The 19,994-nt window shown below is 58.8% G+C and carries 18 protein-coding genes and 2 pseudogenes; 7 read left to right on the top strand and 13 right to left on the bottom strand.

From position 1 onward, the window contains the following. A pseudogene (locus tag QM712_RS30505) lies at positions 1 to 236 on the bottom strand (BA14K family protein); the annotation flags it as partial. 233 nt (positions 237 to 469) lie between these two features. On the opposite strand from QM712_RS30505, the gene QM712_RS30500 reads away from it, so the two are divergent. Further along, positions 470 to 877, top strand: coding sequence for an NADH:ubiquinone oxidoreductase subunit NDUFA12 (locus tag QM712_RS30500; protein ID WP_415026858.1), 408 nt, complete (start codon positions 470 to 472; stop codon positions 875 to 877). A gap of 348 nt (positions 878 to 1,225) precedes the next feature. On the opposite strand, the gene QM712_RS30495 is transcribed toward QM712_RS30500, so the two are convergent. Continuing rightward, positions 1,226 to 1,912, bottom strand: coding sequence for a DJ-1/PfpI family protein (locus QM712_RS30495; RefSeq protein WP_415026857.1), 687 nt, complete (start codon positions 1,910 to 1,912; stop codon positions 1,226 to 1,228). Between the two features lie 91 nt (positions 1,913 to 2,003). On the opposite strand from QM712_RS30495, the gene QM712_RS30490 reads away from it, so the two are divergent. After that, positions 2,004 to 2,945, top strand: a complete 942-nt coding sequence (locus tag QM712_RS30490; RefSeq protein ID WP_415026856.1) for a GlxA family transcriptional regulator — start codon at positions 2,004 to 2,006, stop codon at positions 2,943 to 2,945. Positions 2,946 to 2,953: 8 nt separating this feature from the next. On the opposite strand, the gene QM712_RS30485 is transcribed toward QM712_RS30490, so the two are convergent. After that, positions 2,954 to 3,955, bottom strand: a complete 1,002-nt coding sequence (locus tag QM712_RS30485; RefSeq protein WP_415026855.1) for a Na+-dependent transporter — start codon at positions 3,953 to 3,955, stop codon at positions 2,954 to 2,956. A 15-nt stretch (positions 3,956 to 3,970) separates the two neighbouring features. Continuing rightward, positions 3,971 to 4,918 (bottom strand): alpha/beta hydrolase, encoded by a 948-nt coding sequence (locus tag QM712_RS30480; protein WP_415026854.1) that lies wholly within the window; start codon positions 4,916 to 4,918, stop codon positions 3,971 to 3,973. A 326-nt stretch (positions 4,919 to 5,244) separates the two neighbouring features. On the opposite strand from QM712_RS30480, the gene QM712_RS30475 reads away from it, so the two are divergent. The 3 genes from QM712_RS30475 to QM712_RS30465 all read left to right on the top strand — a co-directional run bounded on the left by QM712_RS30475 (position 5,245) and on the right by QM712_RS30465 (position 7,801). After that, positions 5,245 to 6,402, top strand: coding sequence for a three-Cys-motif partner protein TcmP (locus tag QM712_RS30475; protein ID WP_415026853.1), 1,158 nt, complete (start codon positions 5,245 to 5,247; stop codon positions 6,400 to 6,402). 11 nt (positions 6,403 to 6,413) lie between these two features. Further along, entirely contained in the window at positions 6,414 to 7,178 is a 765-nt protein-coding gene (locus tag QM712_RS30470; protein WP_415026852.1) for a DUF5131 family protein, read from the top strand. Between the two features lie 194 nt (positions 7,179 to 7,372). Continuing rightward, the gene (locus tag QM712_RS30465) at positions 7,373 to 7,801 is read left to right on the top strand and encodes a hypothetical protein (protein ID WP_415026851.1); all 429 of its coding nucleotides are present in this window, start codon (positions 7,373 to 7,375) and stop codon (positions 7,799 to 7,801) included. Positions 7,802 to 8,084: 283 nt separating this feature from the next. Here the strand turns inward: QM712_RS30465 and QM712_RS30460 are convergent, their stop codons facing one another. The 3 genes from QM712_RS30460 to QM712_RS30450 all read right to left on the bottom strand — a co-directional run bounded on the left by QM712_RS30460 (position 8,085) and on the right by QM712_RS30450 (position 11,763). After that, a complete protein-coding gene (locus tag QM712_RS30460; RefSeq protein ID WP_415026850.1) occupies positions 8,085 to 8,663 on the bottom strand; it encodes a hypothetical protein in 579 nt (192 codons plus the stop codon). 22 nt (positions 8,664 to 8,685) lie between these two features. Further along, positions 8,686 to 11,088 carry a hypothetical protein gene (locus tag QM712_RS30455; protein ID WP_415026849.1) on the bottom strand — a complete coding sequence of 801 codons (2,403 nt, stop codon included), beginning with the start codon at positions 11,086 to 11,088 and terminating at the stop codon, positions 8,686 to 8,688. Positions 11,089 to 11,247: 159 nt separating this feature from the next. Continuing rightward, on the bottom strand, positions 11,248 to 11,763 hold the full coding sequence (locus QM712_RS30450; protein ID WP_415026848.1) for a hypothetical protein: 516 nt from the start codon (positions 11,761 to 11,763) through the stop codon (positions 11,248 to 11,250). 194 nt (positions 11,764 to 11,957) lie between these two features. On the opposite strand from QM712_RS30450, the gene QM712_RS30445 reads away from it, so the two are divergent. Beyond that, positions 11,958 to 12,191, top strand: a complete 234-nt coding sequence (locus QM712_RS30445) for a hypothetical protein (protein ID WP_415026847.1) — start codon at positions 11,958 to 11,960, stop codon at positions 12,189 to 12,191. Here QM712_RS30445 and QM712_RS30440 read toward each other — a convergent pair. The 6 genes from QM712_RS30440 to QM712_RS30415 form a co-directional block, all read right to left on the bottom strand. Further along, positions 12,162 to 12,602, bottom strand: a complete 441-nt coding sequence (locus QM712_RS30440) for a hypothetical protein (protein WP_415026846.1) — start codon at positions 12,600 to 12,602, stop codon at positions 12,162 to 12,164. The genes QM712_RS30445 and QM712_RS30440 overlap by 30 nt on opposite strands. Before the next feature lie 234 nt (positions 12,603 to 12,836). After that, positions 12,837 to 13,343 (bottom strand): hypothetical protein, encoded by a 507-nt coding sequence (locus tag QM712_RS30435; protein ID WP_415026845.1) that lies wholly within the window; start codon positions 13,341 to 13,343, stop codon positions 12,837 to 12,839. Positions 13,344 to 13,406: 63 nt separating this feature from the next. Further along, positions 13,407 to 14,246 (bottom strand): hypothetical protein, encoded by an 840-nt coding sequence (locus tag QM712_RS30430; RefSeq protein ID WP_415026844.1) that lies wholly within the window; start codon positions 14,244 to 14,246, stop codon positions 13,407 to 13,409. 438 nt (positions 14,247 to 14,684) lie between these two features. Next, positions 14,685 to 16,802 (bottom strand): VapE domain-containing protein, encoded by a 2,118-nt coding sequence (locus QM712_RS30425; RefSeq protein WP_415026843.1) that lies wholly within the window; start codon positions 16,800 to 16,802, stop codon positions 14,685 to 14,687. 147 nt (positions 16,803 to 16,949) lie between these two features. Beyond that, entirely contained in the window at positions 16,950 to 17,153 is a 204-nt protein-coding gene (locus QM712_RS30420) for a helix-turn-helix transcriptional regulator (RefSeq protein WP_415026842.1), read from the bottom strand. Positions 17,154 to 17,357: 204 nt separating this feature from the next. Next, positions 17,358 to 18,701, bottom strand: coding sequence for a tyrosine-type recombinase/integrase (locus QM712_RS30415; RefSeq protein ID WP_415026841.1), 1,344 nt, complete (start codon positions 18,699 to 18,701; stop codon positions 17,358 to 17,360). A 210-nt stretch (positions 18,702 to 18,911) separates the two neighbouring features. Here QM712_RS30415 and QM712_RS30410 point away from each other — a divergent pair. Further along, a pseudogene (locus QM712_RS30410) lies at positions 18,912 to 19,993 on the top strand (DUF2155 domain-containing protein). Position 19,994: the final 1 nt, after the last annotated feature.

Here is a 19,994-nt window from a genome sequence, read left to right as displayed (position 1 = left end):
GGGCGCGCTGCCGGAGCGGCCGCGAAACCGCCACCTCCGCCGACACGCGGGCCACCGGCGAAGCCGCCGCCGCCCATGCGCGGGCCGCCGCCACCACCGAAATGAGCACCACCGCCGCCGCCGAAATGAGCGCCGCCGCCACCGGCGCGGCCGTGGCCCTGGGCGTAGCTCGGCGTTGCGAGCGGAAGAACCAGCGCCAGTGCCGCAGCGGCGCTCAAAACTCTCAGACTGTTCATGTTCAAACTCCTTTCCCGGAAGCAAACCCCTTGAAAGGGCGCTGGTTCCTGGGATCACACGGGTGTGCGTACGGGATGCAGATTTTCACGCGGGGGCTGTATCCGGCATGAACGGATCGCGTCCGTATTGCGGCGCTGTCACGCCTTTCCCGTGGGGCCTGGCCGCACCCTCAGAACTGGACATTTCGCCGTCCGGATGGCATCAGGACCCCACGAAGCAGGGCCCTAGCCGCATGAAACAGTTCTTCCTGAAGTTCTTCACCTGGTGGAATGGCCAGACCTTTGGCACCCAACTCTGGACGCGGCGGTTCGGAGAGCTGGTCGGCCAGGACGAGCAGGGCAACCGCTATTACCGCACGAGCGGCGGCGCGATTGATCCGGCGCTCGGTTTCGAGCGGCGCTGGGTGGTCTACAACGGCTACGCCGAGGCGAGCCGCATTCCGCCCTCCTGGCATGGCTGGATTCATCACGTCGTCGATACCCCGCCGACCGAGACCAACTACCAGCCGCGCGAGTGGGAAAAGCCGCACCAGCCGAATCTCACGGGCACGCCGCGGGCCTACCGTCCGTCGGGCTCGACGCTCGCCAGCGGCCGGCGGCCGAAGGCGACCGGCGACTACCAGCCCTGGACGCCCGGCTAGGCCTCCGGTCCCAGCACGAATCGTCATTCTCCGATCGGGGTGGATGCAGGCGCATCCGCCCCGATCCGTTGTGGACAACGGGAACAGCGGGGATGCCGCGCGCCCCGCGATTGCGCTCGCGTGGGCGATGCTGCTCAATCCTCCCATCTTGCGGAGATGGGAAACCATTGCGTTCGGTTCGGGTAGCAGTTCGCGACTGTCCCGAGATGCAGCGGCCGCCGACCAGGACTCGATCGGGAGATAGGCCCCCGGTCTGGAAGTTCCGAAATCGCCCGATGTGAATGTGCGCCGCCGTAAGACAGGAAAGGCCGCTTGGGAAACCGAGCGGCCTTTTTCTGTCGTGGCGCTCTACGCCAGGCGCTCGGCCGCGCGCTTGGCGGCATCGAGGCGGCGTGCCCTTGACGGTGCGCCCCGCTCCTTCAACGTCGCGAGCACCTCGGCGGGCGCGGTATCCGGCGAACCGGCATTGAAGGGCGGCGCGGGATTGTATTCGAGCCGCAGCTGCACGGCTTCCGCCGTGGCGCGATCCGTCAGCAGCGCGACCAAAGTCAGAGCGAAGTCGATTCCGGCGGTGACGCCGCCGCCGGTCACGCGGTTGCGATCGATGCAGACGCGCGTCTTGGTCGGAGTCGCGCCGAACAGCGCCAGCACGTCCATCGCACTCCAATGGGTCGCGGCGTTGTAGCCTTTCAACAGCCCGGCGGCGCCAAGCACCAGCGAGCCCGTACAGACCGATGTGACGAATTTGGCGCCGGATGCCTGCCTGCGCACGAAGTCCAGCGTCTCCTCGTCGTTGAGAAGGGCATCGGTGCCGAAGCCGCCCGGCACGCAGATCACGTCCAGTTGTGGACAGTCGGCGAACGTCACGGTCGGCGTCAGCATCAGGACGGAATCGCTCGGCACCGGGGCCAGCGTCTTCCAGATCAGGTGCACCTTCGCGTCGGGGAGGGACGAGAACACCTGCAGCGGGCCGGTGAAGTCGAGCTGCGTGACGTTCGGAAACACCAGCAGGCCGATCTGGAGCGGTGTCGACATGAAAGCCTCCAACTATGAGCTTGACGTGGACAGGTTGGCATGATGGCCTTCCGTCCAAAATGGCATATTTCCCTCTATTTCGGACATAACTATGATCGGCATCCTGATCTTCCCGGATTTCCAGCTGCTCGACGCGGCCGGCCCCATCTCGGTGTTCGAGATCGCGGCGCGCTGCGCCGGCAGGACGACGTCGCCGATCCGGGTCCTGGCGGTGAACGGGGGGCCGGTCCGCAGCTCGTCCGGCGCCGAAATGCTGGCGCGCGATCTCAAGTCGGCGAATGCGATCACGACGCTGGTCATCGCGGGCGGTACCGGCGTCGCCGACGCGGCGCGCTGCGAGGTCACGCGCGCCTTCGTGCAGCGGCTGGCGCGGCGCGGCGTGCGCGTGGCGAGCGTCTGCTCGGGCGCCTATGTGCTCGCCGAAGCCGGCCTGCTCGACGGCCGCCGCGCCACCACGCATTGGGGACGCACGGTCGATTTCGTCGCGCGCTATCCCAGGGTGAAGTTCGAGCCGGACCAGATCTTCACCCGCGACGGCAATGTGTGGACGTCGGCGGGCATCTCCGCCGGGATCGACCTTGCGCTCGCGATGGTCACGGAGGACCACGGCGAGGAGATCGCGCAACAGACGGCGCGCCAGCTCGTGCTCTATCATCGCCGCAGCGGCGGGCAGTCGCAATTCTCGTCGTTGCTGGAGCTGAAGACGCCGAACGGACGGTTCGGCGCGCTGCTGTCATGGGCGCGCGAGAATCTCGACGCGCGTTTGACCGTGGAGGACCTTGCCGATCGCGCCGGCATGAGTGCGCGGCATTTCGCCCGCGCCTTTGCCGCGGAGACCGGCACGACGCCGTCCAAGGCGATCGAGCGGCTTCGGATCGAGGTGGCACGCGAGCGCGTGCAGTCCTCGCGCGAGGCGATCGAGCTGGTCGCCGAGGCCACCGGCTTCGGCGATCCCGAGCGCATGCGGCGCGCCTTCATCCGCGCCTTCGGCCAGCCGCCGCAGGCGCTGCGGCGGGCGGCGCGCGCTTCCTAGGACAAGCGCTAGGTCGTGCCGGGCGCGGTGGCGGCGGCCGGCGCGCGGGCCGTCAATCGCCGTGCGATCGGCGTCAGCATGTAGGGCGCGAGGTGAATCGGAAACTGCGTCACGGCGAAATACAGCCACGTCGTCGTCGGCAGTGCGCCCGAGGTCGCGGCCAGCATCAGCCCGAGATTGCGCTGTGATACCATCAGCCCGATCGCCAGAGCGCGTTCGTATCCGGCACGGCGGAAGATCAGCGTGGTGAGGGCCAGCAGCGCGAAATAGATCGCGAAGGTGAGCAGCGCGATGCCGATCGTAAAGACCGGATCGGCCAACAGGTCCTTCACCACGTCGCCCATGATCGCTGTCGCGAAGATCATGAGCAGCACGATGCTGAGGCCGTCGATCGGCCGCTTGTTGCGCTGGATCGCCTCGGCGCCGAACACCAGGCGGATGATGGTCGCGGCCAGCAGCGATGCCGCCAGGATTCCGAGCAGCTTCAGGCCCAGCGTGAGTGGCGAGACGCTGAGCATGCCGTCGAGAAAGAGGCCGGCGAACAGCGAGGCGGTGAACGGGACGAGCGCGGTCGAGGTCACCAGCGTGACCAGCACGAGCGTCGCATCGAGCCCCATCAGCGCGGCGAGCGCGGGCGAGGCCATCATCGGCGAGGCCACCCCCTGGAGCACCAGCGCGATGAAGAGGCCCGGCGAGCGGGTGGTGAGACCGGCCGACCAGGCGATCAGCCCGACGATCAGCGGCACGCCGATCGTGGTCCAGGCGGTGGCGGCCGCGACCAGCGCCGGCCGGCGCAGATGTCCGGACAGCGCGACGAGGTCGACGCGCATGAAGGAGATGCAGAGCAGGGCGAAGATCGCCTCGGTGAAATAGGGACGCAGCAGCGCGCCGAGCGGCGGCACGGCAGCCGCGATGAACACGATGGCCGCCACGGCGCGCGTGCCCTGGTCGCCGAGCCAGGCGAGCCAGCGCACGGGCACGGCGAAGACGTTTCGAATAACGGAAGCCATCGCGCTGATTGCGGCCTAGCCGAGGCCCTTCAGCCACGCGCCGATTTCGCTCACCGCGACATTGGCCTGCGGCAGCAGCTTGCCCATGGTGAAGAAGCCGTGGAATTGGCCGGGGAAATGCCGGGAGGTGACGCGCACGCCGGCCTGCTTCAGGCGCTCGGCGTATTCGTTGCCTTCGTCCCGCAGCGGGTCGGCGCCGGCTGTCAGAACGTAGGTGGGCGGCAGACCGGCGAGGCTCGTGGCGCGCGCCGGTGAGGCCCGCCAATCGTGGGTGTCGGCCGCGCCGTTGAGATAGTGGTCGCGAAACCAGCGGATCACCGAATGCGTCAGCAGCACGCTGGTCTCGGGCTCGCTATGGGAGCCGTGGGTCATGGCGAAATCGACGGCGGGATAGATCAGCACCTGGCCCGCGATCGCAGGGCCCGCGCCATCGCGTGCGGCCAGCGCCACGACGGCTGCGAGGTTGCCGCCGGCGCTGTCGCCGCCCACACATAGGCGCGAAGCGTCGATGCCGAGTTCGCGCGCGTTCGCGGCGATCCATTTCGTCGCGGCGATCGCGTCGTCGGGGGCCGCGGGAAACTTGTGCTCGGGCGCGAGCCGATAGTCGACGGAGATCACGATCAGCGCGCCCTCGACCGCGAGCTTGCGGCAGACGACGTCGTGGGTGTCGAGATCGCCGATCACCCAGCCGCCACCGTGGAAGAACACCAGCGCGGGCGACGATCCGGCCTGGCCGCGCGTCTCCCTCGGCACGTAGATGCGCGCGGGAATCGCGCCGTGCGGCGCCGGGATCGACAGCGGCGCGATACGCGCGAGCTCCGGCGGCTCCGGATTGGTCACGAGACGTCCCTGCAGATAGAACAGGCGCGCTTCGGCTGCGGTCAGCGTCTCATAGGCGGGGCGGCCCGCTTCCTGGAAGGCGCTGTAGACGGCTGCGGCATCGGGATCGAGCACGACGGGCATGGGCGGGGCCTTGGGGTTTCCGGTTATGGTTGGACGTCATCTTCGGAGGGCGCTGCCCGCCTCGGCCCCGGGGAGGAGCCGCCGGAGTATTCCATCCGGCCGCCGGGATAGCCAGATGGCCACGGGTAGAGCAGGGATGCCGCCCTTTCCGCCCGTCAAGGGCAAAAATCCAATATTTTCAATCTCGTGGCTTATCCACTTACCAGAAGCGACTAACCAATGCCTTGGCTTTTGTCGTCAGGCCGAATGCTGGGGGAAGGCCGAACTGCCTAGACGGAACAAATGGAGAACGGTATAGTGCGTGTCGAATCTGCGGAGTAACGTGCATGCTGGAAGCGAATCCACTCCAAGCTGTGCGAGGAAAAACTCCATTGGCAGGTGCAAAATTTTTTGATGAACGAACCGATCAATCGGAAACCAAAGCGAGGATCATCCAAAAGTATTTTTACGCTTGGGCAAAAGTAATTATTCCAACGACGAAGCAACACGGTGGAAAGATCGCTTACATCGATCTCTATGCTGGACCGGGCCGCTATAAAGACGGCGCAGCCTCGACACCGCTGTTGGTTTTGGAACACGCCATCAACGACAAGGATATGTGTTCGATGCTGGTGACGTTGTTCAACGACGCCAGTAAGGACCACTCATCAAATCTTCAGCAGGAAATCAATGCGCTGCCGGGGATTGAGAAGCTGAAATTTAAACCGGACGTTCAATGCAACGAAGTTGGAGCGGACGCAGAGAAATTCTTTGCCGAACGGAACATCATTCCGTCCTTCACCTTTGTTGATCCGTTTGGTTACAAGGGCCTGTCGCTCAAGATTGTAAATGGCGTTATCAAGGATTGGGGATGCGACTGCGTATTTTTCTTCAATTATGGCCGCATCAATGCCGGGTTATCGAACGATAAAGTGAAACAACATATGGACGCGCTATTCGGTGTGGAACGTGCGGACAATTTGCGAAAGAAGATCGAAGGAAAAACGCCTGATGCGCGTGAGACACTGATCCTTGAGGAGCTATCACAGGCGATCAAAGGCATGGGCGGAAAATTCGTGCTCCCGTTTCGTTTCAAGCGTGGCGCGCGAACGTCGCATAGTTTGATCTTCGTATCGAAGGCGTTCAAAGGCTATGAAATCATGAAAGGGATCATGGCGGGCGAAAGCTCGACTGAGGATCAGGGCGTTGCTTCTTTCGCCTACTCCCCGGCAGACGCTTCCACACCTCTCTTGTTTTCACTATTGCAACCATTCGACAAGCTACTAGCGGATTTGCCCAAGGTCTTCGCAGGTAAGACTTTAACGATGCGCCAGATTTACGAAAATCATTCCGTTGATACTCCGTACACCGATAAAAACTACAAAGAGGCTCTTAGACAACTGGAGGCAGCAGGAGTGATCACAGCTGATCCACCAGCAGCGCAGCGACCCAAGCGAAAAGGCATTGCTACTTTCGCCGAACACATACAGGTAACGTTCAAGTAGGGATTTCCGCTATGGCCACAAATTCACCGATCGAATGGACAGAAGCAACTTGGAATCCTGTTGGTGGTTGCACGATCTTGTCACCGGGTTGCACGAACTGCTACGCAATGCGCCTTGCTCGCCGATTGGAAGCGATGGGGCAACCAAAATACGCGGGCACCACTCGCGTGACCGGCGGTCGCGCTAAGTGGAACGGCAAAATCGTTCTAGACGATGCCAGCTTAAACATACCGCTGAAGTGGAAGACCCCAAAAATTATCTTCGTCAATTCGATGTCGGACTTGTTCCACGAGAAGGTGCCACTGGAATTCATCGGTAAAGTTTTTGACGTGATGCAACGTGCTGGACACCACACGTTTCAAATTTTGACCAAACGTGCAAAACGGCTCGCTAGCGTTGCGAACCAGTTGCCCTGGCCGAATAACGTTTGGATGGGCGTCAGCGTTGAAAGCGACCAATATACCGATCGAATTGACCATCTGCGTTCGACTCCGGCATTCATCAAGTTTTTGAGCCTCGAACCGTTGCTTGGCCCACTTGATAACTTGGATCTGGAGGGCATCGATTGGGCTATTGCGGGCGGCGAAAGCGGTCCCTCTGCGCGCCCAATGGACCCCGATTGGGTACGTTCTATTCGGGATCAGTGCGTAGACGCGGGCGTTGCCTTCCACTTTAAGCAGTGGGGTGGGGTGCAAAAGAAGCAAACGGGTCGGGTGTTGGATGGGCGAACGTGGGATCAGCTTCCGACTGCGAAGGCTTCCGCGATCTCGGCCTAAGCTGAGTTTTCACGCCAAATGGTCAGTAGCGCTGGTGAGCGGCGAAAAATGTCGAACAGTTGCAAAGCAAATTGCGGATGATGTTTCCGCCCAACATCAGGGGGTGTCTGAATTGCGCGACAAGCTGATGATGACTTGTCACCCGAAGGAATATTGGGCAAGGATCGCGGGGTACGGTCGAGGTCGCGGCAATCATGGAATACGTTCGCTTTGCAGTCAGGTTTACCGCGTTCGCGTTACTCGTCGTCGTGATTGGCGGGTATTGCTATCTCGTTTGGACGGGCGATCTGCCCAAACCCGACTTCCAAGGCATTCTGCAACAGATCGCGCCATCGTTGGCGGTTGGCGGCGGTGCTGCGCTCGGGATTGTCATTGGGGTTTGCGTCTTCCTGACTGCCGTTGCCCCGTTCGTTTATGCTGCGAGATCAGGAGATGCATTTACTGTCGTCGTCAGCATCATCGCTCTTGTCGTCTGTTTCCTCGTCATCGCGAGTAGTAGGACCATCATCGACATGGTACTGGCTGCCATCGTCTATTTCACTAGCGCTTTGATATCGGTCGTCGTCTATTCGACGACCCGGATCGAGGCTGCCCTGGCCGGCCAAAACCGGCCGCGCTCATGAACGTTGGTCAGCGTCGTTTATATTCGACCTGCGCGCTGTCCGCCCATTGCGTGAAACTTTTCACCAGATGGCTGGGAACGACAACGACGAATATGGTTGGGGTTTCGTCGTTGCTCGGTTCGCGCGATGGCTCTTTGCGAAATGATTCGGGTCTAGAAGCGTTCATCATTTGATGGTGCCTTCGCGTAAATTCCCCGATCGCCGTACGTACATCCGGTACAACGATCGGGGTTGAACCGTCAGTTCGCGCGGCGTTGATGCGACTGACGGTCATTCGTTTGAGTTAGGCAAAATCCCCGCCAACTTTGAATTCAGCGCTAGCCCCGTCCGTGTTCTTGAGCACGATTAACGATCCGCTTTGGAATTGCGATGATGTTGCCGAGCCGCCAGCACGTTTCGTTGCTCCGGGCTCGGATGCAAGCGTGATCGTGCCAGCGTCCCATTGCACAAAGCCGACGTTAAATCCTTCCATGAGATCGGCAGGAACAGCAACTGTTACGTTGCTTGCGCTATCACAACGAAACACTTTGCCGTTGTCTTCGTTTTGAAGCGCGAAAGATGCTGAGAAACTTTCGATATTTCCAACCTGCGTAGCAATGTCGTACGGAGCTTTGTAAATTTCGTAGCTAATCTTGCCGCCTGCGCCGAGTGCGTCGAGGGTGTAGCGACGAACGGTCGGGAACGGGCCGAACGTTTTCGATGATCCGAGCGGTATATTCCACACGCCTTTGCCAGTGAGCGTCCTAATCTCAGGCAGCCGCAGACGGCCCGACGTCCATTCCGACGCTGCTGAAATCTTCAATGTGTAACCGGCTTCCAACGTGACCGATTGCGACTGCTCACCCAAAACCGTTTTCTGCATGACCTAATTCTTTCTCTGTGGTTCAAACTCTAACGTTGTGTTTGCGGAGAGACTGCATTGTCTTGGCGACATTGGAGCCGAATTCCGCGCGATCCTTTGCCTGCGCAGCCCGTAGTTCCGCAATGGCCTTCGGATCAGCGCCCGGGGCAATATCGCCGTAGGTGGGTGCATAAGTGATCTGCACACTGCTGTTGTCGTTGTTGGCGCTGGTCGATCCGAACATCTGGACGCCTAGCTGCCCCGATGGTCCGCGCTTCAACGGCAAGATACCTTCCGGCCCCGCTTCGCCCATCAATCCCATGCCGCTCGCGAAGCGGAACAGCGTTGGATTTGATACGACCATGCCTGAATAGGCTGAAAGCGACGGCGAGTTGTAGACACCGCCCAAAGCATTCGCGACCAGCGGGGCGCCTCCGAGCGAGGTAGGGCCTACTGCTCCGGGCACACCGCCGTTGCTGAAGCCGAACAGGCCCTGCAACCCTGCCGCGATCGGCTTAAGGATCAACATTTTGATGATCATCTGTTGAATGGCTTGCAGCACGACAACGGCCATGTTCTTGAAGCCGTCCTTAATCTTCGTCGTACCGTTCAAAACATCCTGAATTGGCTGTACTAGGTTGTTCAGTGCAGTCGTTGCAGTTTGGTCAAACTGCTTCATCACGTTGCCGCTGTCCAATTCCAGTTGCTTCAATTGCTGCAACGGCGCGGCTGCAATGGCGGCGGCTTCGCGCGTTTGATCGATGGACCGGGCAAGTACCTGATGCGCAGCCGCCATCTGTTGCGTGTTCGTCGGATCGACAATCTTCATATCGATCCAATGCTGCAACGTATCGGCCGCAGCCTTTTGCGCGTCGCTGAGATTGAAGATACCGGCTTGCGCCATCTGGTTGACGCGGTTCTGTTCAGCCTGTGCTTGGGCGGCAAGCCGAATTTTCGCGGCCATGGTATCGTTGACACCGATACCGTTCAGATTAGCCGCGTTCAACTCCAATTGCTTTTGCTGAACCTGTTGCTCAACGGTCGCGAGATCGCCAAGGATAGAAATCCGCGCTTGCGCGTCGCTGATTTCTTTCATGACTTGATTGTGCGTTTTCGGCTGACTTCCGTTTGCGGCACCGTTCAATTTTTGAGCGCTTGCGTTCAGACCTTCGGCAAGTGAGCCGGAATTCGACGGCTTGGTGAATGCGCCGAACCGGTCATCGATCGGATTTGGTGTCTTCAGTCCGTTGTACAAATCCCTCGCTGCTAAAATACCATTGAGGCCCGGAATGAGCGACGCACCCATCCGTCCGACATTCTTCAACCACGACGGAATCTGAATATCGCTGAGTTTCGACAGTTCATTGACCGCTGTAACAACTGCTAACTTGAAGTAGTTCGTGAAATTTGTTGTCACTCTATTCCACATGTCATCGAATTCGCGAGCCTTCGCGATCAAATTCTTTTCTGCATCGCTGTTGAATTGGACGGTATTGGCAGCCGCCGCCTTGATCGCAGCACCACCTTGCGCCATGAAGCGCATAAATGATTGCGTCGTCGGCAATCCAGCCGCTTGCAGAATGTTGATACGCTGCTGACCGTCTCCCGTCCGCGCGACGAGATCGGCAACAGATGCTAGCGCTGAAACATTGTCCTTAATCCGGATGCTGTTCGCGCGAAATAGATCGTTCAAGCCACCCATATTGTGGGACGCGTCGCTGACACCTTTTGCGATCGCATTCACGGCGGTTTCGAAGTCTTCCGGAGCGACACTTTTAAGTGACATTGCTTGCTGCAAAGCGTGCAACTGAGCGATGGTGAAAGTTGAACGCTGACTGAGATCGTCCAATGCGACAAGGCTTTTGGTTACAGAGACTGCGAGCGAACCGAATGCAACGATGATCCCGACGATGCCGCCGACGACTAGCCTTCCCACGGTGATGAACTGTGAAAACGTCCCGATCGCGTCGCTGAACGCTTTCGATAGGCCACCGGGACCGCTCGCGGCGTAGGAAAGGTGGTTTAGTTGCCCCATCAAGATTTGCGTCGGCGGCATGCCCATCGCAATCTGTTCAACCATGGACCGGATGGAATGGCTCGCGGCCATCGCCTGCGTCGATAGCCCGGCGTGACTGTGCGCCAGATTGTCGTTTGCGGCTGCAGCTTTCCCTGCCGCCGCTGCTGCGGCCTTATTTGCGCCCATCGCTGCGTTGGTCGCACCGTTCGCGATCTGCGTTACCTTGGCCGCTGCAGCGGTTTGCGTCGTCACGCCAGCCGCTGCAGCGGCGACTTTAGAAGCAGCGGCAGACATGCCTGACAATGCCGCACTAGTTTTGGCTGCCGCACTCTCTGCCGCCGCACTGGCCGGGACAAGCGCCTGCAGGCTGTCCGTAGCCGCCTCTAGGTCACTGGTGTCTGCAGCGAAGCCGATCTCAGCAATATTCATGGGGCGCCTCCAGCGCGCTCGATGGCACGCATTTGGAGCACTGCTGATTTGACGAATCAGGTCAAGCGCGAAGCACGCGCCACGCACTGAAATCAACGATTTGGCGAACGATTCTGGTGAGTGCGATAGAGTTGCGGTGATGCGCGTGTATTAATTCAGCTAGTTTCGCGATGATCGCGGAGGAGGGGACGTCCGCTTTGAGTGTACGATGCGTTCGAAAAACCGCTTTGCGTCGTCGCTTTCGAAAACGCGTTTAGCACTTTCGAGCGAGCGGTTCTCTTTCTCAAAGAACAAGCGCAAGTCCCGCGTTTCAAACGAGTGATCCGGAGGTGCGGTCAACATTTGATGGTAGGTGATCCGGAACAGCGTATCGCTGCTGATGGAGAGGTCTAGTCGTACCGGTCCAAAATCAGACGTCTGCAATTCTCGCGCCGGATCACGCTGACCTACGTCCAAATATAGAGCGTCACATTTCCTGATTTCAGGGCGCTTATTGGATTCATATTTTCCGTACGCATCGTCGAATTCTTTCACGCTGGCAAAGCTCGTCAAGCCGTTGCGGTCGAAAGTGTAGATCAAAGGGCGCGGGTGAAATACCTTGTAAATCCGCACGTCGCGCACCGGTGAATTATCGACAAGGTAATCCCATAGACCGTTTGTGCTATCGGTGGTCATCACGATATCTCCTATATATTTCTATATATTTCTGCGGCGTCTTCCTCTGTTGTCGAGCGGCTAATCGATCGTTTTGTTCGCGGATCAATCCTTGTGATTGTTTCCGGGATTGTTCGCTTTGGCCCACTCAAGGCGAGGTCGATATCCGGTCGCAATCGTGGCCCGTGATATCCACGAAGCGACAGCACGTACAAATGTTCGTCGTGGTTATCTGGATCGTCAACTTTGGACAACTCGCCCGCTATCCATTGGTCATACCGATCACGCCACCTTTGATATTCTTCGCGCTGTTCGTCGGTGATGATTTCGAGACGGGCGGCGAGGCTGTGGTCAGGCCTTATCTTTGCTTCAATCGCTGCGAGACGATTTCGATCGCGAGCGCTAATCGGCATGACATGCTAACGTTGTGCCGTGGCTTCAAGTTTTGATAGGCGCGCTTCAAATTCATCCATGGTTTCGACTGATCGCAGCTTCTCGATTGCAGTTGCGACCGACTTCATTTCGTCCGCGCTCAGTTCAGCGTTGACAAAAGCGTCGCGGATAGCGGCGGGTGTGAGATCGTCCATTTCGATGGTGCGGGATGACGGTAGGCAATACTTCAGGATTAGCTCTAAGGCTTTCCAGTGCGATGGGCTCTCTTTGTCATCGAGAGCGTCCGAAAGCTTTTCGACGGCACGCGGTCCCATCGCGCGAACAAGTTTCATCAGTTCGCTGGATTGTTTGTTTCGACTGCCTAGCGGACGTCCGACGTTGCCCGGCCCCGACACGAACCGGCCGCGCTCATCCTTGGCGACCGTTGATTTACCGTCAACTACGGCGAGGTTCGGCTGCGCGATCATCGTTCTAGGCCCAAATCAATCTTAACCCAAAGCGGTTACACCACTTCAATATCTCAGCACTTGACGTCAACGAACAATTTCCAACTCGCACAGCTTTTGGAAAATCATACTGGCGACGCCAATAGTGGATAACGCTGCGAGACTGCCCGAACGCAGCCGAGAGCGTTGCGGCGTCCGTCTGTGGCCGGGTTGGCAACACGACGGTGCAGGGAAATTGCGGGCGCCGACCGCGCTTCATTTCGGCTCGCCCCGGCTGGGGAACTCTAGCAAATTGCGTTCATACGCTGCGTCGGCAAACGTCCAGGCCGACATTTCGCCGACCGGCAAGATCGCCACATCATCAAATTTGACGGTGTAATGAGTGGTTCCTATAGCTGCGACAATCACCCCTGTGCGCATGCGACCGTCATGCATTCCAAAGAAGTGTTTGCCGGGTGCAGGTTTTGCAGTCTCGGTGATCGGCGCGAGTTTAAGGAGCGCTCGCATTTGGACAGAGTGCAAATTGATCGGCGGTGTTTCATCACCGTGTTCAGCGACCATTTCGTTCATCTGCAATAGGAGCAACCGCCCAATGTGGCGTTCATCGCTGTAGTGATCATCTGTGGTCTGGATGTAATCGACCAAGTCGGCCATATGACCACTGTGAACCTTCACCGAAGCTAGCTCACCGTCCCGCGTCAGCATTTCGGCCATATAGTCCAAAATCGCCGCGCCTTGATGGCGATCGTCATCGCTTGTCATTGCAAGTCCCTCTTATGAAACTGTGGCCGGGCGATTTTGGTCGTCGCCCGGCCGTTGTGACGATCACGCCGCTTTACCAGCGGTGAAGCTTTGATAGACGTTTGCGGGCGTCTGATCGGTTGCAAGTGCCACAACGTTGACAATGCCTCGGAGCGCATCTGAGGCAAATGCTAAGGTTTCCGATCGGGCATTCAAACCAGCGATGGCGGCGGCGGCATCGCGTCGGGCAGCTTCACGGTCGGGACCGCTCGCGAGTGGCTGGTCCAAACTCGGTTGCATCTCATGCCGTGACTGCGATCCGGTCGTTGCGACGTAACGCTGCTCCATGTAGCGCTGGGTCACAGTGTTGCGCGTCCGCTCGTCCATCGACGCCAACACACCGGATTCGATCAGAGCGGCCGTGGCTTCGTATGGGAGGTTCCTATCGAGCGCGATGGCCTCTCGCGCGCCAGCCTCGTTGGCAGCATCCCACTTCGCCAGAACTCGCGCCCTGATCGCCGCAGTGGCCGGGGTTGCCGGATCGACGGCCGACAGTGCGGCCTTCGCGGCAGCGACGTCCTGATTCTCTTTACGGCCGATCTTCACGGCCTCAGGGTAGACCCTCGAAAACCGCCCTGCAGCAATGCCGCGCACTTGGTTAGCGAGCTCGTCCCCGATAAATCTCTTGCTGGCCGCAGCATGGTCATCAATGAACGCCTGCGAACACATAACGAGGTGGGTCATCATATCCGCGAGCGCCGACCCTTGAGCAGCCATCGGGATCAGCGCGCTGGCGTGTTGGCCGTTTTCATGTGTCACGGCGAATAAGTGGCCGCGACCGGTGTCGCGAAGCGTGATTGAAGGCATCGGCTTGATTCTTTCTTTTTGACGCGCGGCAAAAGCGCCGCACCTGAGCGCGTCCAACTATATTTTGCGCGCGAGCCTGTTCAACAGCGATATTGCAGCTAACGTATTGGAATAATTTATTGTTTTATCGCGAGAACCAACAGCATGACCGTCGCAATTCGATTAGTTGGCTAGCTGATTGGTTAGACGAAGTCCGATCCCAATGATCGGCGCTAACGATCTCAAGCGCTTGGACGATGATCCCAGCGGAGCAGTTCTCCGCTTCCATAATTATGGATGTCGCGGCCCGCATGGACCGCACGCCAATTCCTATGTGGGCAGCAAAATCGCGAGCAATTTGAATCCTTTGTCCACTAGACCACATTGGACCACATAGGTTGTAGAGATGCGTCGCAATCTTAAAATTATGGAGCCCGTCCGAAATATGGCATTGGAGCAATATAGGGCGGACCACTGGTCCGATGTGGGCATGTGGTCCAGAGCGTTGCCATAAATTTACGAAGTCGAATTACGTAATTTTACAAATGTCCGAACGCGCTGAACTCCGTCCCAAATCCGCCGTTTCTCAAAGCCGTCGTGTTTCAGAATTCGAGCAATGCGCGCGTTCGTTCCCGTACCTTGCGCGCTGTATGGCACTCCAATCATCATCGCTATGTGTTCAATGGTGACGGGTAGGCCGTTCATTGCGTTGGCAATGCCCAAGACGCGGTTCTCCCAAGGATCGATTTCGCGGCGTTCCTCTTGTTCGTCGCGGGCTATCTGTTCTTCGATCCTGTCCAACCACCAAGCTTCACCCCGATTAAAGCGCACGAACGCCTCAGCCCACAGTTGATCACGATCGGAGCGAAGCAAGGTTACGTTGATGGTGCTGCACTTCACCGGCCAAAAGCGACGGTTGCCCGTCTGATCCTTTAAGTATTCCTCATCGTTGGTTGTTGCGACAAATACGCACTGCCGCGCATGGTCGCTCGCAATCTTCTCATAAGGTGCACGGTATCGGTCAATTCGACGTGACATAAATTTTTTGGTCGTTTCAACGTCGGAACGCTTCAATGCTGAAAGTTCTGATACTTCGATGATCCACTTACCGGCTAACTGAATTGCTGCATCCTTCGATTGGAGGTCAGGCAGTTCATCAGTGAACCAATCGTCACCGGCTAGAATGCGAAAGCTGGTTGATTTCTGAATGCCTTGCGACCCTTCAAGAACCAATACATGATCGGATTGGCAGCCCGGATGCATGATCCGCGCAACTGCACCTATCATGAATTTGGTGCCGATGTTTGCAGCGTAGAGTGACGGTTCTGCGCCGAAATACTCCGCCAGCATTCCCGGCAATCGTTCAACTCCGTCCCATTGCAATCTTCCGAGATAGTCACGCACCTGATGGAACTTGTGTCGGTTCGCAATTATGCTAACAGCGTCAAACACTGTATCTTTGCCGGGCGTCTTAAACAGCGCATTTGCGAAAAGCATTGCATGTATGGTGTCCATCTCGGTCCATAGTCGCGGGAATGCTCCGGTGCGGTCCCATGGCAAAGGTGTGGTAGCGACGATGGATTGTGAGAATTCGTCAAATGCAAGAGCGACGGTGCCGTGAAGTAACTTCACAGTTTCAATTAAAGTGCTCTTTCCACCTTCCGCCGGTGCCGTTGCAATAATGTTTTGGTAGCCGTCGAGTGGCATAACGACTTCGCCATTGAGGGGAGGCGGCGCTGGCTGACCAAAGATCAATTCGGCCTGTATCTCGGGAGCCGCGTTTCCGCGCAAATAGGACCAACCGAGTTCGGTCCCATTGTCCATCGATCGCCATAGCTTTTCGTTGTCCGCATGGCTGTTCTTTTTGTATCGGATGCACCAACCGTCCCACGTCAACCGGACCATTGCGTCATCGACACCCAGCGCCGTTGCGGATTGACGATAGGCGCATGAAGCGTTGCGCCATTCGTCATAATTCAGTTCATTCGGCTCGATCGAATATAGCGCTTTGACCGCAGCGTCATAGTTTGGTGCTCTATCGGTGCCCAACGGCTTTCGATCACCGCGCGGCGATAATCCATTCTGAATATCGAGTGTCATCCATGATGGCGGATGCGCCAGCGGTTGCGATAAATCCGCGCCGTACCAAACCACATATCCGTCATCGCCGCGCCGATCTAAACCCGATCCAAGTCTATCGCTGTCGGTTTTCCATCGGCGTTGATCGCCGTTCGGAATTCGAAAGTAGTAGTGCGCGCCCCCGGATGGAGTTTGCATCGCGACCGTATGAGGAATCCCCCAATTGTTCGCGTTGATCGTCGCAAAGCCGTTCTTTCCGTTTTTTTGATCTACGTCGAGCACATACAGGCCTGATGCTTGGCCCGTTCGAACGCCTATCAATGCGTCCTGCCAGCGCCTCCACAATGCCGTAATTGTTGCCCCGTCTGTTGTCGCGAATTTTAGTCCGCCCGCGCCCTGGGGCGGTTCCGGCCGTCCTATAGCAGCCGCAACGTCGGTGTTGGCAAAGGGCCGTTTGGTTGCCGGATTTAGCGGGAAGACTGGTAGGCCGAGTGACGCTAGCCACAGAGCACGATCAACGTTGCGCGCCGCAACGGGCTGCGCTATATCCGGCATCGTTATCACTTTCGTCTATCAGCCCGGCTTGCTCGTCACAGCGCGCCGGGCTTTCTTTTTGGAGTAGGGCGGAGGCTCGCTCCGCCGTGTTCGTTGAAATGATTTGTGGAAGTTCGGCTGCTCACCAGATCGACTGACCGGCAACGGTCAAGCGGCGCTCTGTGTACCATCACGTCGGCTTTTGATGTACTTCTCAACGTCGCTAGCGAGATAGCCAACGCGGCGCGGACCTAGCTGGATTTTAGGTGGGAAGTCGCCGCCAGCCTTTGCATAGCGGCGGAGCGTAGGTGCTGAAATCGTGAGGCGCTGGCAAACTTGGTCGATGGTCAAAATTGTCGTGTCGTGAGACATGACAATGGTCTTTCTCTATCTTGATTTTGACGGGGGGAGGGGCTGCGGGCATCTGCCCTTAGGTGCAGCTTTCTCTTCTATCGTGAGCCATCCGGCCCGAAGCGCCGCTGTCATCCGATCAACGGCAAACATAGAATCTCATATTCGCTCAAAAAGAAAAAGCCCGCGAACGGGCTTCTTCCGGGGATTATGCACAATCAGCTTTCAGGCGATCAGCTTTTCCCATTTCGCTTTGTATGTTGGTGCGTCCGTTAGGAGATAATCGCACCATTGTTGCATTAGATCGCGACGACGGTCGAATGCATTGCCCCGGCGATAGGCTCGCTTGGTCTTGTTTTTGATGGTGTGCGCGAGTGCCATATCGGTGATTACGTCCGGATGCAGAGTGGTATCTTCCGCCCAATCTTGAAACGTTGATCTAAAGCCGTGTACCGTGAAGCCTTCGCGCATTCCGCATAGCATTTCCAACATGCTCACGTGGCCTAGCGGCTTGCCATGCTTCATACCGGGAAACACGTAGGGGTTTTCATCGATCGTTGGCAGCGCAAGCAATAGTTGAACAGCGGCATCCGGCAAAGGGACGCGGTGTTCAACGCCCGCTTTCATGCGTTCTGCGGGGATGGTCCACGTTGCATTATCTAAATCGAATTCGGTCCGTTTAGCGTTTAGCGTTTCGTTCGTGCGCGTCGCGCAGAGGATTGTCAGCATCAATGCTTTTGCGCTGTAGTCAGGTTTCTCGCGCAATTCGACCATGAATGCCGGGGTGTCTTTCCAGTCCATGGCGTTGAAATGGCCTCTCGACTGTTTTCCGTTCAGCCAATGTTCAAGATGATCTTTCCATTGCGCCGGGTTGTGATGGTTGATCCAAATTCCGCGCGTGTCAGGGTTGGTTATCCCTTTCGCCTTTGCAGCGCCGATCACGGTTTCAATTCTCATGCGGAGACGGGATGCGGTTTCACGTGCGCCTGCCCAAAGCGTGCCTTTCTTTCCCGCGCGTTCATGATCCTGTCGCAAGACCTTCAATACGTCGTCGGTCGTGATCTCGTGCGGCTGCAACTTCCCGATGATTGGATATGCATAGGCTTCAAGTGTGTTTTCCCACTGCTGATGGTGTTTGGCATTTTTCCAACCATCCTTATGTTGGGCGATGTAGTCGCGGGCGATTTCCTCGAATGTATCGACGGCTATTCGGTTGACCGTCGTCACCGCTGTAGCGGTCGCGGCGGCGTCCGCGTCGCGTTCGGCCAACGGGTCGCGGCCTGCCTTGATCAGCTTGCGGAGTTCCGCAGCCTGCCATTCGAGGGCCTTCAGCCCGGCTGCATCGATCGGCTCGTACGGCTGCAAGGTCATCAGTCGCCGCCGACCGTCTGCTGTGGAATAGCGGAGGGCCCAGAAGGCTGAGCCGCTTTTGGCGACCGCAAGGCTTAGCCCGCGTTCGTGCGCCCACATGCCGGGCTGAGCGGCCTGGACAAGGGCTTGAATGGTTTTGAGGGTGAGACCTTTTTTGGGGCTTGCTGGCTGGGGTCTATGGGGGTTTGGTGCGTGCACTTTTGGCGACCTCGCTGGTTAATCGCCACGCTAGACATTCACCTTTCCGAGTTCACCACTGCTCTCTGCGCGTGTTTCTTCATGATCGCTCATGATCGTCTAAACTTGGGGATAATAAAACAAGCTCAATGAGTTAAGTGCGCTCGTGATCGCTAGTGACGCCGCGTGACACCACCAAGCTACGGCCGCCCTTTCCCCGCCGTATTCGCCGTGTTAACCCGATGGCTTGCGAGCGGCGGTACCCCTGTAGAATGTTGCAACAAGCCCGATTCGCTGTTGAAGCCGCGCGAGATATGTTTCGAACCCTCACCCTGACAGGTCTTGCCGCGCTGCTGGCAGCCACCGCGCTGACGGTGGCGACGCCTGCGCAGGCGCAGATCGGCACCATCTTCTCCGATCCGCCGCCGCGGCCGCCGGGCAGCATTCCGCGCGGCCAGCCGCAGCCGCAGCCGCAGATGCCGGACGACGACGAAGAGGTCCCCGAGCTGCCCCCGCAGGGCCGCGTGCTGCCGTCGCGCCCGATGCCGAACCGGCAACAGGGTAACATCATGCCGGGGCCGGTCGAGACCCAGCCGCTCGCGCCGCCGCCGGGCAGCACCGTCGTTCCGCCGAACCAGCCGCCCTCCGTCGCGGTTGCGCCGCCCAATCCGCAAGCCGCGCCCCAGCCGGGCGCGAACCCGGCCGCGCCGGGCCAGCGCCAGCCGCAGCAGAAGGGCGTCCCGCAGGCGCCCGCGAGCCTGCAGCCGGGCGACGAGGTCGTGACCGAGCCGCCGGCCCAGAAGATCGTGAACAAGAAGGCGACCTTCTCCGGGCTCGACAAGATCACCGGGCGCATCATCAATTTCGACGAGGACATCGGCGAGACCGTGCAGTTCGGTGCGCTGCGCGTCAAAACCGACGCCTGCTACACGCGACCCGCGACGGAGGCCGCCAACACCGATGCTTTCGTCGAAGTCGACGAGATCACGCTGCAGGGCGAGGTGAAGCGGATCTTCTCGGGCTGGATGTATGCGGCGAGCCCCGGCCTGCACGGCGTCGAGCATCCGATCTACGACATCTGGCTCACCGACTGCAAAGAGCCGCAGCAGACCATTGCGACGGCGGCGCCTGATCCCGCGACCAAGCCCGCAACTCCGCCGCCGCCACCGGCACAGAAGAAGGCCGCGCCCAAGCAGGTGCAGCAGCGTCCGCCGCAGCCTCTGCCGCCGATGCAGCAGCAACCGGCTCCGCCACCTCCGCCGCCGCCACAGCAGCAGCCGGGCCTGTTCGGTATCCCCGGATTCGGCCGCTAGG

The organism is Bradyrhizobium sp. (assembly GCF_047605465.1).
Taxonomy (GTDB): Bacteria; Pseudomonadota; Alphaproteobacteria; order Rhizobiales; family Xanthobacteraceae; genus Bradyrhizobium.
Note: the sequence above shows the minus strand (reverse complement) of the source record. Positions and strands in the feature narration are given on the sequence as shown.